Here is a 15,115-nt window from a genome sequence, read left to right on the forward strand (position 1 = left end):
GTAAAAGCTTACTTCGGTTCGTGACTCCCTATCCGCTGGCCTTCGCCATCGTACACCTGCATCGGGATTTTGGCGTTTTCGGCGATCGCCTCCAAAGCTTTTTGCAATGTTTGAACGTGCTTTTCTACAGCTTGACGAGTCTTAGTAGCATTGTTGTTGTTCGCTTGGATGAAAGTTTGTTGCAGTTTCTGCACGTAACCTGGAGTCATCTGCACCGCAATCAAATCTTTGCTAACAGTATAGTCGCAAATCTTGGGGTTGCCTTTACAAGTTCTATCTAAATCGGTGCGGGCTTTTTGCAGGTTTCTTTCTTCCTGCAACCTTACTTCTGCTTGCTGCAAGGAAGTTTTGTAGGAAGCGATCAGCGGTTGGGCTTTCTGGGAATAGGAAGTTGCCGTCGGCACTTGCTCCGCGTAACTCAAAGCTCTCCGCCAGTATTCAGATGCTTTAAACCAGGCGTTTTTGCCTTCAAAAATTTGAGCTTCCGCTGCTAAAGTCACAGCTTGAGTATACGCATTTTCCGAAATTCCTTCGACATTTTTGCGCTCGCGAGCTTCTGAAAGTTTGGTTTCGTATTTGGGAACTAGCAGTTTAGCTTGTTGGTAAGATGTCGTGCTAGTGGGAATTGCTGATAGGATGTCTAGGGCTTCTTCCCAACCTGATTGCACTTGAGCCCAAGTCTCGGCTGTATGAGCTACTGCTTCGCGAGCTTCTGCTATTTGGGCTGTACTTTTGGCGGCGAGCAGCGTTTTTTCGGCTTGTTTCTCTGTGCTTAACTGCCGATTTCCAGTTGCTAAATTTTTCCGGTATTCTTTTGACTTTTTCTGAGCAAATGGATAAACAGGGCTGTCTGGGGGGATTTCTCCGAGTTCGGCGATCGCACTTTGCCACAGAGCTTGCGCTTTTTGCCCGTCCTCGGCAGAATAAGGCGGATTTTGGGTTTTCTGGGCTGCTGACTGTGCGAGGCGCGCTGCATCGATCGCAGAGTTTAAATTCTGATTTTGCGAACGGTAGATTTCCAGAGCGCTTTGAGCTTCACCGCGATGAATTGACCATGAGGGAATCGGTTCCAAAAGGGCGATCGCCTGTTTTAACTGTCGCTGCGCTTCTTGGGGGCTGTTGGCAACTTTTGACGTTTTCAGCGTCTTCGTCGAATTCTCGCTCAACTGTTTGGCATTAGCTAAAGCACTACATCCTCCGATGACGCAGGGCCGACTCAGCATATAATAACCGCCTGCCAAAACTAGCGCCGCCATGCTGACCATTCCTGCTGCAGCCAGCATCGCCAACGGTGAATGCTTGGGTTTTTGGGCAACTGTTACCGCTTCCATATCCAGCGGATTGAAGGGATTGTCTGCAATATCTGCCGGGATTGCAGCTACCTTAAAGGCGATCGGCTCGGAATTGCTGGAACTCTCAGACAAATTGGGGAAATATTCTTCATCCCACGCATCTTTCTCATCGGTTTCTAACGGTATCTCCTCCTCAACATCCGCCGTCTGGGTCGCATTTTCTGTTAAGACTATCCCGGTTTCTTCGGCGGGGGGATTCTCGGTTTTTTTGAACAACAGCACTGCTTTTGGTCTTGACAAAACCGGGTGGTGCATGGTAAAAGAATGGAAAGCATAAGGCTGTTTTTGCCCGGTAATTTTTAGGCAAAGTCCAATCTGTTGAATAGATTCGGGTTCTATTTCGAGAATTGCTGCTTCTAACACCGCAAAAGTCGGTTTGGCTTTGAGAACTAAACTGCGCGGGTGTTCTCCCACAACCGTTAAAGATTCATCTCGAAAATCACAACTAATATAAAGCGGTAAGTTTTTAAATCCGGCTGCTTGCAAGTGTTGCTGCAATTTTACTTCTAGAATTTGGGCGTTGCTTTGTCGCGTTGCTGCTGTCATATTTTCTCCTCTGTCTAATCTCACCACTTTCGATTTTAGATTTTGAATTTTAGATTTTAGATTGCAGAACAGTCGGGATTTTTGATTTGTTTGAACTTTGACCCCGATTCATTCCAAATCTTAACTCTGAAAATTCAAGTCGCCACAAAATCTTAACTCTCAAATCTCAGCTTGCAAAGCCTGTCCATAACTTTCGCTGTAATAAACTTGAGTCACGTCAAAACGTCCGCCATATTGTTTCAAAGGTGCTGCTGCATAACCAAGCGGCAGCAAACAGCAAACATCTACTTCTTCGGGAATTTGAAAGGCTTCTTTCACCTTAGCGCTGACAAAACCTTCCATCGGACAACTGTCTACCCCAAAGCTTTTAGCTGCAATCATTAAGTGGGCTACTGCGAGCATTGTATGTCTGTTTGTCCAAGCTTCTAGGGAGTCGAAGCAGGGACGGTTATCGAACAATTGCGGGATTGCTTGTCGCATATAACCGGCTAAATTGTCATTCATTGCGCCTGTGGTTTTGCCCAATTCGATGACGGCTTCGGTGTTTTCGGGCCGGGCGGCGCGCCGATCGCCACAACAGATTAATACTACTGGGGCTTCTACCACTTGGCGCTGATCGAAGGCGCAAGCTTTTAATTTTTCTTTGCTGGCTGGGTCTTGAAGTACGATAAACCGCCAAGGCTGCAAGTTGTAACCAGAGGGCGATCGCACTCCCAATCGCAAAATCTCTGCCAATATTGCTGGGGGAATCGGATCGGGTTGGAAGCTGCGCGCGGCCCGTCGGCTTTCGATCGCCGTTTTAACATTAATTGAAGGTTGGATTTCAATTGTCATGGATAATTGTATTTGCTAATTGGGCATTAGGCATTGGGCATTGGGCATTGGGCATTCGGAATTGGGCATTGGGCATCGGGCATCGGGCATTGGGCATTGTTATTTGTTATTTGTCCGATGTTATTTGTGAGTGGCTACCAATAACTAATAACTAATGACTAATGACTAATGACTAATGACTAATGACTGCTGACTTACCCCAAGCCCAACTCGCGCTTGAGCAAATTAATCGACTTAGATCCGATGTAATTTTCGGAGCATATCAGTTGCGGGGGACGAATAATATCTTCTCTAGCCGCATTGATGGCAGCTTTAACTGTAGCAAAACTCGGTTGGTCGCAAAAAATTGTTCTGGCCGATCGCACGATCGAGTTAATCTTGTACTCGTCTGACACCAAGGCCGTCATCACCAGCAAATCCTCTCCCCGGATGCTGTGGATGATGACTTCGGTCGATCGTAGCATTCCCGGACTCAGGCTGACGAGACCCAAATAACTGTCTTTCGGCAAACCCCCGACTAACTGGATTTCCTGGCTGTAGTCGTAGATGTCTACGGGAATCACTCGCACCGAACGAGGTGCCGAAATCGATTCTGCTTCTCCGATAAAATACCGGCTGGTGATCACAGTTCCCGAAGAGATTTGATCCAAAAAAGTACCTAGCTGTTCCATCGGCACTAACTGTATGGGAATGCGGAGAGCTTGTTCGAGTTCTTTCGCCATCAGTTCACCCACGCCGATGTCTTCTGTGGGGGCTGTGACGACCACTCGGGCGCTGCACCTGAGCCGCCAGTCAATTTCGGCCAAAAATAATTCCCTCGCTTGGTTGAGCGTACAGCCCTGTTCCAGCAGTTGATCGATACTTCCTTGCACTATTTTGTTGGCAAGGGGATATTCTTCGAGGATCGGAGATTTGAGTTTGTTGCCTACAACTTCGTTGCCTTGAGCGCGGACGTAAATGCCCGATCCTGCTTGGGCTTCTACGAGTCCGGTATTTTCGAGCTGGCGGTATACTTTGCTGATGGTGTTGCGGTGCAAACCCGTCTGCATGGCTAGCTGTCTGGTGCTGGGCAAGCGGTGTCCGGGCGGAAATTGTCGCGAGGCGATCGCAAACCTGATTTGATTGAATAGTTGGGTGGATGCTGGAATATCGCTATCGGTTTGAATATGAAATTGAACCATTATTAAAGGCTCCGACGACTTCAACTTAGTATTTTTATAAGGTCGAGTACCGCGCCTCGGATTGCTGCGATATCTCTGTCTATAGCATAATCTTATTTGGCTGCTCTGCTGCAGCCGTTCTGCCGAGCGGGCGATGGCGCCTTCGAGGCGATTAATCGCAGCCTGCAGAGTTTCCCTCAACAATCAGGTACTTTCAAGTCTTAGTTTTATTTACTGCTTTGTAAAACTTACCTAAACTTGTCTAAACCCATTTTTAGACACAATTCGGAGTTTACTTCCTACGCTGTTGGGTAGACGGCTAATCCCAAGATAAGTAGGCTATCCCCCTGGCTGCCGAGGGTTCCCAGTTTAAAATATTTAAACTTGCGTTAAAATCACGATCCAAAGATATGCCACAAGCAGGACAATCACAAGTCCGAACGCTTAGTGGCATCTCTTTTTTTGTACCACAATTGGAACAAGTCTTAGTGCTAGGAAACCACTGGTCTACCAACACTAAATTAGCTCCATACATTTTTGACTTGTAGTCAAGTTGACGTTTGAACTCGTAAAAACCGAGATCAGATATTGCTCCAGCTAACTTGTGATTCGCCATCATTCCTTGAACATTCAAGTTTTCAATCTTGATTAGCTTGAAAGTTTTAACGGTGGGAGTTGTCAACTTGTGAAGGAAATCTAAACGAATATTAGCTAGCCGTGCATGGAGCCGACGGATTTTATCGTAGGTTTTACGCTGGTTTTGAGAACCTCTTACCTGTTTTGATGCTTGGCGTTGCAATTTAGCAAGTTTGGTTTTCGCACTGGCTCTTAACGGCTTTGGCGCATCAAATACCTGCTGATTTGACAGCGTGGCAAAAGAATTAATGCCTACATCGATTCCTACAGAGCTTTCAGATTGTTGAACAGGCAAACGTTCTGCATCAACACAGAATGACACAAACCAACGACTTCCTTCTTTTGAAACCGTAAAAGTTTGAGAAATAAAACCACATTCTAATGGTTCAAAAAGCCGAAAAGTTCCCAGCGTAGGGATTTTAATGGTGCTACCAGCGACCAACAAAACTTTGCCGTTAGACGAATCGACTGTAAAGGATTGACTGTCTCTGCGGCTGGCGAATCTTGGATGACCTGCTTTCCCAGAGCGATAACGATTGAAAGCATCTTTTAGATCGATTAACGCATTTTGGTAAACTCGACTAGATAACTGGTTCATCCAAGCAAATTCAGGCTTTTTCTTGACGTAGTTGGTGAGAACTTTCTTGACTTCGCCTATCACCTTCGAGTCGGTAAATTTCCCTTCGCTATACATTTGAGTCCGCAAGCTCAGCCCAAAGTTAAATACTACGCGCCGGAATCCTGCGTGTTTTGCCATCACGGTCGCTTCTCTGTTATTCAGTTTGAGCGCTCGTTTAATAGCAAACACAAAACTTCCTCTCAATAATCAACTATGGAGAATTTTAGCAAACTATTTGGCACTTTAGTCAATATCTGCAATTTTGAGATCGCTTGCTGTTTTTCTACCCGTCAGCAAATAAGTCTGCATTGGCCCTTTACCTTTAATCTCGATCTCGCCGCGATCTTCAAATTCATATTTATCCTGCAGCAAATCATAAGTATAGTGACTGACTTGAATGCGACCTGTTATGCCGTGAGATTCCATGCGGCTGGCTGTATTTACCGCATTTCCCCACAAATCGTAAATAAATTTTTTAGTGCCGATTACCCCTGCTACCACCGGGCCGCTATTAATCCCGATGCGGAGGTCAAATTTCGCGTCTAGCTTCACATTTAATTTCTGAATTGTTGCTAGCATATCCAGCGCCATTTCGGCGATCGCCTCTGCGTGGTCTGGGCGTTCAATGGGAATGCCGCCTGCTACCATGTAAGCGTCCCCGATCGTCTTGATTTTTTCTAAGCCGTGCTTCTCACTCAGTTGGTCAAAAGCTGAGAAAATTTCATTCAGCAAGTACACTAATTTAGTTGCGGACATGGTGGTAGAAATTTGGGTAAAATTCACCAAATCAGCAAAAAGAATTGTTGCTTTTTCAAACTTGTCTGCAATTACCCCCGGTTCGTGCTTCAACCGATCCACGATCGGTCCGGGCAAAATATTTAGCAGTAAACCGTCAGTTTTCCTCTGTTCTTTCTTGAGTGCAGATTCCATCTTCTTGCGCTTGGAAATGTCGTGAAAAAACACAGAAATGCCGTCGTGACTAGGAAAAGCCCGGACTTCCAACCACACTCTTAAGGGAAGATAATATTTTTCAAAACTCACTCCAACTTGTTTCGCTACAGCTCCATGATACTCTTCATAAAAATCAGAATTAACTAATTCTGGAAACTCTTCCCAAAAATTTTTACCATAAAGTTCTTCCGGCGAGCGCTGCAAAAATTGCGCTGCTTTATAATTGACGTAAGTAAATCGCCACTGGGTGTCGAAAGCAAAAAAAGCATCGCTCATTCCTTCTAAAAAATTGACAATTTGCTCGTCTGTAGAACGGAGTTTTTCTTCTACTTGTTTGTGCTTGAGCTGTGCGCGCTTTAATTTAGTTATATTTATTCGCAACTCCATTTGGGTAATAATTTGCCGTCCTAAAGTCCGCAGCGCTTCTAGCTGTTCTGGGGTGAGATTGCGAGGAACTGTATCTATCGCGCACAAAGTGCCGATCGGATAACCGTCAGGGGTTACTAGCGGTGCTCCAGCATAAAACCGAATATTTGGATCGGAAGTTACTAGCGGATTGCCGACAAAGCGATCGTCATCTAGAGCATTGGGTACAACTAGCAATTCATTGGGATTTAAAATAGCGTGGGCGCAAAAAGCTGACTCTCTCGGAGTTTCGGGCGCTTCCAGACCGACTTTTGATTTAAACCACTGTCGGTTAGAATCTATTAAGCTTACTAAAGCAATAGGAGTGCCGCAAATATAGGATGCTAAAGCTGTTAGATCATCAAAAGCTGCTTCGGCTTCTGTGTCGAGAATGTTGTAGCGGTGAAGTGCTTCTATTCTCTCTTCTTCGTTGCTGGGCAAAGGTGCAGCTTGCATCGGCGGCCGCGAGGATATAGGTTTGCGAACAATGCGTGGAAGTATTAGTGCAGCGAATTTTCTGACTTGCGAGACCACTTTTTTAACTAATATCAAAAGATTCCTTGACCAACCCTTCTTCATTTTTATCTTTTTTCACACCTGTATAGAACTGCGTATGTGCGATCGAACTCGGCTCTACTTACGTATTTAGCGCAACTAACTCCTCAATCTCCGGAGCTTTTGTGGGCAATTTGCCTGTCAATACTTCTCTACCCTTTTCGCTGACAAGTATATCATCTTCTATGCGTATCCCCCGCACATCGGCGAATTTTTCCAACTCCTCCCACTTAACAAAATCTTCATATTTAGCGCGGTTTTCGGGGTTGTTTAAGATTGCCGGAACTTGATAAAATCCCGGTTCGATCGATACCAGCATTCCCGGACGCAAAACTCGATTCAGCCGCAAAAACCCCAACCCAAACCGACTGCTTCTCGTTCTTCCTTCTTCATAGCCAGCCAAATCTCCTAAATCTTCCATATCGTGAACATCCAAACCGATTAAATGTCCGATTCCGTGCACAAAAAATAGCGCGTGAGCGTCCATTTCTACCAAATCTTCAACCGAGCCGCGCAAGATACCCAAATCAACTAATCCTTCCGCCATAATTCGAGCAGCTAACAGGTGAATGTCTTGATATTCCACCCCCGGACTAATTTTATCAATACAAGCATCGTGTGCTGCCAAAACTACATCATAAATCGCTCTTTGAGTCGGAGAAAACTTCCCAGAAACCGGCCAAGTGCGAGTCACATCAGCCGCCCATCCTGTTGATGTTTCTGCACCAACATCTGCTAACAACAAATCTCCGGTTTGTAGGGGATTGTGATAATGTTCGCTGTGCAGAACTTCCCCGTGCACAGTCACGATACTAGGATACGCATAGGTCATATTTTTGGAGATGATGACACTTTCCATTGCAGCGCGCACCCCTGCTTCAATTTGAGCATTTCGAGTTGCCGCCATTCCCGCTTTGTGAGCTTCTACAGTGACAGCGGCAGCTTGACGCAATTCGACCAAACTGGCTGCATCGTGGCTCAGGCGCAGAGATATGATGGCCTTGGTTAATTCTAGGTCGATTCCGGTTGGCGAGTTGGGCGGTGCCAGAGGGCGAGCGAGAATTTGAGACTGTTGCAACTGAGTCCAAGAATCCTGAATTGCTATTGTTGCTGCATTTGTCGCTCGCGATTTCAATTCGGCCATTGGAAAAGCAGCATCAGCCCCAATTATTTCGGCAATTTCAGCTCTTTTCGGCATTTCTCCGTGCCAAAGAGTGCTGCTAGCAGGTGCGTCATCTAAGAACAATTCTAATTTGCCCGATTCTAAGCGAATGGCAGCATTTTCTAAGGGCAAACCAGCAAAATATAGAAAGTGACTGCTGGCACGAAAGGGATAAGTAAGTGCCGGATAATTGCGAGGAATGCTGCGCCCTGACCATAAAATTACCGGAAAATTAATTAAACTAGCCAGTTTTTGCCGCCGTTGGTGTAAACTATTTGCTAACAATTTATCGCTGTTTGTAATTTTCATGGGTAAAAACCGATTATTTAGACTTGGGTTTGCAGTAAGGACTTCAGTCATTCAATTCTTGGCATTAAATAAATAAAGTCCAGAGGTCAAAATTAGCAGCCATTTTTGCACAAAGTCTAATCTTTATCTTCTTTCTGGCTATCGTCTTGCTTGCTGTCTTTTTTATCGTCTTTGTCGTCATCATCATCCTGCTTTTCTTGGGCCGGGATGCTGTCTGGACGCGAGGACAAAAAGGCTGAAAGTGCTACTCCACCGACAATTAGCAGCAAGGCGGCAACAGCCGCCACCAGCCAAATTCGTTTGTTTGGTTGTGGTTGATTTTGTGACATGAGCGATCGCCTCTATTGACTGTTTTATAATTTAGACTTTAAAGTATAAGTAAAATTCACTGAAAAAACATGAAAACTGCTCAGAAAGCTCCTCAAAGTTCCTTGCAAGTACGCGACTGGCCGATCGCACATTTACCGGGATTGAGCAAGGAAAACCAATCTCAACTGGAAGAGTGCAGCATCACCACAACCGGACAACTAATTCGCCTGACGAAAACGCAAGCGGCGAAAGTGTTGCTAGCCAATCAATTACAGATTAACATTCAATATGTTAATAAATGGGTAGCGATGGCAAATTTGGCTCGAATTCCGAGTGTAGGCTGTCAATATTGCGGGCTGTTACTTCACGCCGGCGTTGCTTCTCCGGCTCAATTGGCTCAAATGCCCGTGGAGAGATTACACCAACAAGTTTTAAGGCTGCACGTAGCGACAATGCAGCGCAATGACTTGACTCCTTCAGTCGATCGCGTGCAAAAATGGGTTCAACAAGCTAGATTAGTCAGTAGTCATTAGTCAGTAGTCATTAGTCAGTAGTCATTAGTCAGTAGTCATTTGCTAGTTGTTATTAGCCAACAGTCAACAGTCAACAGTCAACAGTCAACACTCATTATTATGTCAATTAAAGTTTACGGAATCCCGAACTGCGGAACCTGCAAAAAAGCTTTCCAGTGGCTCAAAGATAGCGATGTTAATTACGAGTTCATTAACACAAAAGAACAGCCGCCGACTCGCGAAACAATTCAAAGCTGGGTAGCTGCTTTGGGTTTTCAACCCATGCGAAATACTTCCGGTCAATCTTACCGCGCTTTGGGCGACGACAAGAATAATTGGACTAGCGAAGATTGGGTAGAGGCTTTTGCTAAGGATGCGATGCTGCTGAAACGTCCTCTTTTCGTTAAAGATGGAACGGCTGTTTTAGTGGGTTTCAAAGAAGACGTAATTCTAGAAAGATTGGGGCTTTCAAAGGGCTGAGTTCAGCCTGCTGTTCGCCGCAAAAACTTAAGTTCGCCCACATCATCCGAGAAACCCCAACGCTCGTAAAACGGCATCATGTTCGGCAAACAATTCAGATAAAAATGCTCGACAGCTTGCAATTCGGGATGAGTTAAAACTGCATCCATCAACTTCGCACCCAGTCCCATTTTTCTGTGTGTAGGCTTGATAATGACATCAAAAATCATCGCTCTGTAGACAAAATCGGTAATGACGCGGGTAATGCCAATTAGTCGATCGCTCTCATCGACAAAACCAATGATAACATCAGTCGCCGCCAGCATTTTCACAACATCCTCCCGCGTCCGCTTGTCGCTCCAAAACTCGTTTTTGTACAAATCCATCAAGTCGGAAACCTGGCTTTCGGTCAAAGTTTCGACAATTCGGTACTTATCCATTTGATCGGTCATACTCTACTTTACCGTAATCTAGTTTAATTGCGCGATCGGCTAAATCAAAATAGCGATCGTCGTGACTAATCACAAACACCGTTTTCCCCCGCCGCTTCAACTCCGGTAGCAACTGCTTGTAAAAAATATCGCGGAAAAACGGGTCTTGATCCGAAGCCCATTCATCAAACAAATAAATCGGTCTATCTTCCAAATACGCCGTCAGCAAAGCCAGCCGCTTTCGCTGTCCCTGAGACAAAGCCGTAGTTGACAAAACTCCATCTTTCACCTCAACTTTATTTTCCAAATGAAACTCTCGCAAATATTCAGCAGCCTGCTTGTCCAAATCGTGATTAGTCATCCCCAAAAGCCTTTCAAACAGATAGAAATCAGAAAAAATCGCAGAAAAATGCTGCCTGTACCACTCTCGATTTTCCTCAGTAATTGGCTGACCATCTAGGAGAATTTTTCCCGATTCAGGAATGTACAAACCAGTGATTAACTTAGCTAAAGTAGACTTCCCACTGCCATTTCCGCCAATTATAAACACCAATTGACCCGGATGAAACTTCAAATTCAGCTCGCCCAAACTAAAATTGCTGTCTTCTTTTTCTCCCGGATAGCTGTGAATTACTCGATTTAGCTCCAGCGTACCCCACTGAGCCGTGTCAGGCGCTTTAACCACAGAATTTATCTCAGCTTGACTCGCCAAAGCCAATCCCATTCTCTCTATCTTTTCCACAGAAGTATTAGCACGAAAAATCGCCGGCAACCTTTGCAAAATATTGTTAAACGGAGACATCAAATAGGTACTTGTCAGAATGTAAGCTGACAAAACCGGAGTAGAAACAGGCACAAATTTGGGTAAGGCAAATAACAACAAACCCATCAGCATAAAAAACAGCAACTGACCCACTCCAATCGCAACTGCACCAGTATTCAAAGCAGTCACGTTATAATCGCGGGAAGCATCAGCACTCACCTGCAATTGTTCCGTAAAAAACTCTTGGCGGCGCAAGGAATGCAGTTTTAGTTCCTTAATTCCATCCGTAATACTGCGAAAATGCTTAAATAATATATCTTGTTCTTCTCTGGCTAAATCGAAGAATTTCCGCATTTTGCTGAGCAACAACTGCACCGTGCCAATCATCAGCACCAGAAAACCAAATACCACAACAAAAACCGTCCCAGAAATCGTGCTTAAATAAGTTAAGCAGCCCACGACAACAGCGATATCAACACAGAGAAAAGGAATCAAAAATATAGTATTAGAAAGAGTTCCCACATCATCCGTGAGAGTGGCCAGCAAGCGGTTAGCGCCCAACTCTTCCAAATTCCGCAAAGGAGTAGACAAAATGCCACGGCTCAAACTCAGCCGCAGATTGTAAACAGCTTCTTGAGAAAGGTAGATTAACAAAAATTGGGATACAAAGCCACTCAAAAGAGCCAATATTGCTAATCCCGCAAAATACCCGACTAAATTACCATTGGAATTGTCGCTGATTGCACGATTAATTAGGGAAATTAACATAGCGCTGCAACCGCCGCTGATTAAGCCTGTGAGTATGGCGATGGAAACATTTAACCAAGAAGCCTTTAACAGTAACCAAATTACATTCATCTAATTTTCCTCTTAATTTAAATTTGGAAACTCACGTGCAAACCAACGAAATCCCCGACTTCTTGGTAACAATCTCGATTACTACTGAATAAATTTGATTCAGCAGTCGAGTTTCTTGATATTCGCATCCCCCAATAGCATTAATTTTCTTCTTGTACTTCCGTTTCCAGGGTTTCAAATACAACCAGCTCATAAATATCGAGCATCGACATTTGCACTTCCACTGAAGCGAAGGAAACTATTGCTGATTCTCCCTCATATTCCCGAAACAACCATTCATTTGATTCGGTTTTAATATATTGTGCGACTAAAAACTCAGATTGATTGACTAACACATATTCACGGAATTCAGGGATAGATCGATAAAGCCGAAACTTATCCTCCGGATCAAAATTTTTGGTAGACTTAGAAAGCACTTCCACGATGAGCATCGGATTGAGGATCTCATCACTGCGCCCCTCGGTAAAAACTGGCTCCCCTTCAATCACCATCAGATCCGGGTAAGTTCCGCGTCGGTACCGAGGAATCCACAACCGCAAACCGCTGATAAATACTTTTGCATTCTTCCCCCGCAAAGCAGTATGCAAACCAGCACAGATATTGCCTTTAATCTGGCTGCGATTAATCGTGCTGCCTGCAATTTGTACAATTTCTCCATCGCGGTATTCATTTATAAACTCGGCAGTTTCCTCTAACTTTCTATACTCATCTGCAGTATAAAACTTGTTGGGCTGATTTTTTACTAGCATTTTTGCCTCATGCAGCACCGAAAAATTCACCGAATTAGCAATAAAACAAACATGATGTGCGTTGTCGTGCAAACTGCGGGCTTTTTCCAAATCGTCACCAGCTTCGATTGTTACCAGCGGATGCAAAATTACCTCGGTAAACCGAATCTTTCCATCCTTTTGCGCCATCTTGCCCGTCGCTGCATCCGAGTAAGAGACTACCCTAATGCCAGCACGAGCGCACAAAGCAAGATAGCTCAACATATGACAAGCTGACAGTGCCATCAACAACAAATCTTCGGGATTGTACAGAGAAGCATCGCCCCGAAAAGTCGGATCTGCCGAACCCACAAATGGTGGCTTACCCTCAATATTTATGGCATACTCACGAGAATAAGCGTCGTAAGATGAAGTAGAACCTTGACTGGCACCAGTCCAAACAGTGTTGATGCGGTATAGGTGTTCTTTAGTCATTCTCAATTACCCACTTTTCTCTGCGTTAATCTGCGTTAATCTGCGCTTAAAAATCATAATTAACAGTATCAGGAGTTACGCAAGTGTCATAATTAGTAAGGTGCGTCATAGCGTAAACTCTTGATTACCCGTTGATAATGAAAGTCTGATGCACCCTACAAGTCGATAGTCCCCAGTTGGCATTAGTCCTAAGTATATCACAACAAAAAAGAAACGCCCAACTTCAAAGAGTCAGGCGTTTTCCACTATTTCAAAACCAGGAAAAATTAATCCCGGCGAGACACCAAGTTAGATTCAAGTTTCGCACCCACAACAGGTTGCACATGACTCAATGCCGACTGCAACATGGGAGTTTTGGTAATAGCATCATTAGCCAAATTAAACAAAGGGTTCGACAAAATTCCCGCCAATGTTGTCGCAACCAAAGTGAGTACAACGCTGACTTGCAAAGGCCGCATTCCCTGAAGGTTCCAGCGAATTTCGGGATAATTTTTCACCGCGTCTGACATTTCTTGAGGTTCTTTTACTACCATCATCTTGACAACGCGGATGTAGTAGTAAATCGAAACTACGCTGGTAATTAATCCCAGAATAACTAAGCCGTAAAGTCCTGCTTGCCAGCCAGCCCAGAACAGATAGATTTTGCCAAAAAATCCAGCTAGGGGCGGAATTCCGCCGAGAGAAAGCAGGCAAATACTTAAGGCTAAAGTTAACAGCGGGTCTTTTTGGTACAAACCCGAGTATTCGCTAATTTGGTCGGTTCCAGTCCGCAGCGAGAACAGGATGATGCAGGCGAAAGCACCCAAGTTCATAAACAGGTAAACCAACATATAAAATATCATGCTGGAGTAACCGGCTTCTGTTCCTGCAATCAAACCCAGCATTACAAAACCGGCTTGGGCGATCGACGAATAAGCCAAAAGCCGCTTCATGCTAGTCTGGGCGAGGGCAACCACATTTCCCAACACCATGCTGAGAATGGCTAAGGCCGTGAACACGAACTGCCACTGTTCGATAAGTGCGGGGAAAGCAGTTGTTAACAAGCGGATTGCTAGGGCAAAACCTGCTGCTTTGGAACCGACAGAAAGAAAGGCAACAACGGGTGTAGGAGAACCTTCATAAACGTCAGGAGTCCACTGGTGGAAGGGAACCGCAGAGATTTTGAAGGCGATACCGGCGATCGCAAAAACCAAAGCAATTACCAAACCGAGAGATTGACCTTCATTGACTGTAGAAAGGTTAGCCGCGATCGCACTCAGCTTAGTTTCGCCGCCAGACAACCCGTACAGCAACGAAAGCCCGTAGAGAAACACAGCCGAAGAAGACGACCCAATTAACAAATATTTCAAAGCAGCTTCATTGGAACGCGGGTCGCGTTTTGTGTAACCCGTCAGCAAATAAGACGAGATACTCAGAGTTTCCAACGAAATAAAAATCATCACCAATTCATCAGCGCCGCTGAGGAACATTCCCCCCAAAGTAGCGGTTAGCAAAATGCCGATAAATTCCGCTAAAGCAGTACCTGTTTGCAGTACATAGCGGACGGATATCAAAATAGTGACAGCCGTACTCAAAGCGATAATTCCGCGAAACACTAAACTCAAGGCATCGCTGTTAAAACCGCCCAGAAACGAGATGGTATCCGTGTTATCCCACTGCAAACACAAGGCAGCGACGGCGGCCAACAAACCCGCAACGGCAACGTAGGGAGTCCAAGCCGAGGAACTGCGGCCTACGATTAAATCGCCGACGAGAACCACCAAGAGGGTGATGATGACAATTCCCTCTGGCAAGATAGTTCCAGCATTTAGCTGGGCAGCAAGAGTAGCAAAATCCATATTTTCAGGCAGATTGGGTAGTACAAGCCGCAAAGGCTGTAATGGGCTGTGAACTTGTAAAAATTCTTTACCAAACACAGATTGTAGCGGATTACAGCTTCGCGATCCCAATTGGGCGGGTGTTTGTTGCCGGAGAGTTGATACTCGGTAGCGGTTTTGCATACATGGGCGGGCATTGTAGAGATTGCCGCCTGATGTCACCTGCCACGAGAGT

Annotated in this window: 13 protein-coding genes; 2 read left to right on the forward strand and 11 right to left on the reverse strand. The window is 45.1% G+C overall.

Annotation, left to right across the window (positions count from 1 at the left end; all coding sequences use genetic code 11):
- Positions 1-8: 8 nt before the first annotated feature.
- The 7 genes from QUB06_RS05350 to QUB06_RS05380 form a co-directional block, all read right to left on the reverse strand.
- On the reverse strand, positions 9-1,898 hold the full coding sequence (locus QUB06_RS05350) for a hypothetical protein (protein ID WP_333434426.1): 1,890 nt from the start codon (positions 1,896-1,898) through the stop codon (positions 9-11).
- A gap of 159 nt (positions 1,899-2,057) precedes the next feature.
- Positions 2,058-2,732, reverse strand: a complete 675-nt coding sequence (locus tag QUB06_RS05355; RefSeq protein ID WP_333434427.1) for a nitroreductase family protein — start codon at positions 2,730-2,732, stop codon at positions 2,058-2,060.
- 194 nt (positions 2,733-2,926) lie between these two features.
- Entirely contained in the window at positions 2,927-3,913 is a 987-nt protein-coding gene (locus QUB06_RS05360) for a GntR family transcriptional regulator (RefSeq protein WP_172185941.1), read from the reverse strand.
- A gap of 298 nt (positions 3,914-4,211) precedes the next feature.
- Positions 4,212-5,336: an RNA-guided endonuclease TnpB family protein gene (locus tag QUB06_RS05365; RefSeq protein WP_333434428.1), complete on the reverse strand. Its 1,125-nt coding sequence runs from the start codon at positions 5,334-5,336 to the stop codon at positions 4,212-4,214.
- Positions 5,337-5,390: 54 nt separating this feature from the next.
- Positions 5,391-6,959 carry an adenylate/guanylate cyclase domain-containing protein gene (locus tag QUB06_RS05370; protein WP_333434429.1) on the reverse strand — a complete coding sequence of 523 codons (1,569 nt, stop codon included), beginning with the start codon at positions 6,957-6,959 and terminating at the stop codon, positions 5,391-5,393.
- 181 nt (positions 6,960-7,140) lie between these two features.
- Positions 7,141-8,529, reverse strand: a complete 1,389-nt coding sequence (locus QUB06_RS05375) for an aminopeptidase P family protein (RefSeq protein WP_333434430.1) — start codon at positions 8,527-8,529, stop codon at positions 7,141-7,143.
- Between the two features lie 116 nt (positions 8,530-8,645).
- Positions 8,646-8,858 carry a hypothetical protein gene (locus QUB06_RS05380; protein ID WP_333200791.1) on the reverse strand — a complete coding sequence of 71 codons (213 nt, stop codon included), beginning with the start codon at positions 8,856-8,858 and terminating at the stop codon, positions 8,646-8,648.
- A 69-nt stretch (positions 8,859-8,927) separates the two neighbouring features.
- On the opposite strand from QUB06_RS05380, the gene QUB06_RS05385 reads away from it, so the two are divergent.
- Complete coding sequence (locus QUB06_RS05385) at positions 8,928-9,371, forward strand: DUF4332 domain-containing protein (RefSeq protein WP_333434431.1); 444 nt, start codon at positions 8,928-8,930, stop codon at positions 9,369-9,371.
- Positions 9,372-9,470: 99 nt separating this feature from the next.
- Positions 9,471-9,830 carry a Spx/MgsR family RNA polymerase-binding regulatory protein gene (locus QUB06_RS05390; protein ID WP_333434432.1) on the forward strand — a complete coding sequence of 120 codons (360 nt, stop codon included), beginning with the start codon at positions 9,471-9,473 and terminating at the stop codon, positions 9,828-9,830.
- A gap of 2 nt (positions 9,831-9,832) precedes the next feature.
- Here QUB06_RS05390 and QUB06_RS05395 read toward each other — a convergent pair whose 3' ends face one another.
- The 4 genes from QUB06_RS05395 to QUB06_RS05410 all read right to left on the reverse strand — a co-directional run bounded on the left by QUB06_RS05395 (position 9,833) and on the right by QUB06_RS05410 (position 14,901).
- Positions 9,833-10,261 carry a GNAT family N-acetyltransferase gene (locus tag QUB06_RS05395; protein ID WP_333434433.1) on the reverse strand — a complete coding sequence of 143 codons (429 nt, stop codon included), beginning with the start codon at positions 10,259-10,261 and terminating at the stop codon, positions 9,833-9,835.
- A complete protein-coding gene (locus tag QUB06_RS05400) occupies positions 10,242-11,861 on the reverse strand; it encodes a cyclic peptide export ABC transporter (protein WP_333434434.1) in 1,620 nt (539 codons plus the stop codon). Before QUB06_RS05400 ends, QUB06_RS05395 begins: the two co-directional genes overlap by 20 nt.
- Positions 11,862-12,001: 140 nt before the next feature.
- The gene (locus QUB06_RS05405) at positions 12,002-13,063 is read right to left on the reverse strand and encodes a Uma2 family endonuclease (RefSeq protein ID WP_333434435.1); all 1,062 of its coding nucleotides are present in this window, start codon (positions 13,061-13,063) and stop codon (positions 12,002-12,004) included.
- Between the two features lie 266 nt (positions 13,064-13,329).
- On the reverse strand, positions 13,330-14,901 hold the full coding sequence (locus tag QUB06_RS05410) for an NAD(P)H-quinone oxidoreductase subunit N (protein ID WP_333434496.1): 1,572 nt from the start codon (positions 14,899-14,901) through the stop codon (positions 13,330-13,332).
- Positions 14,902-15,115: the final 214 nt, after the last annotated feature.

It is taken from the genome of Microcoleus sp. D2_18a_D3 (assembly GCF_036702455.1).
Taxonomy (GTDB): domain Bacteria; phylum Cyanobacteriota; class Cyanobacteriia; order Cyanobacteriales; family Microcoleaceae; genus Microcoleus.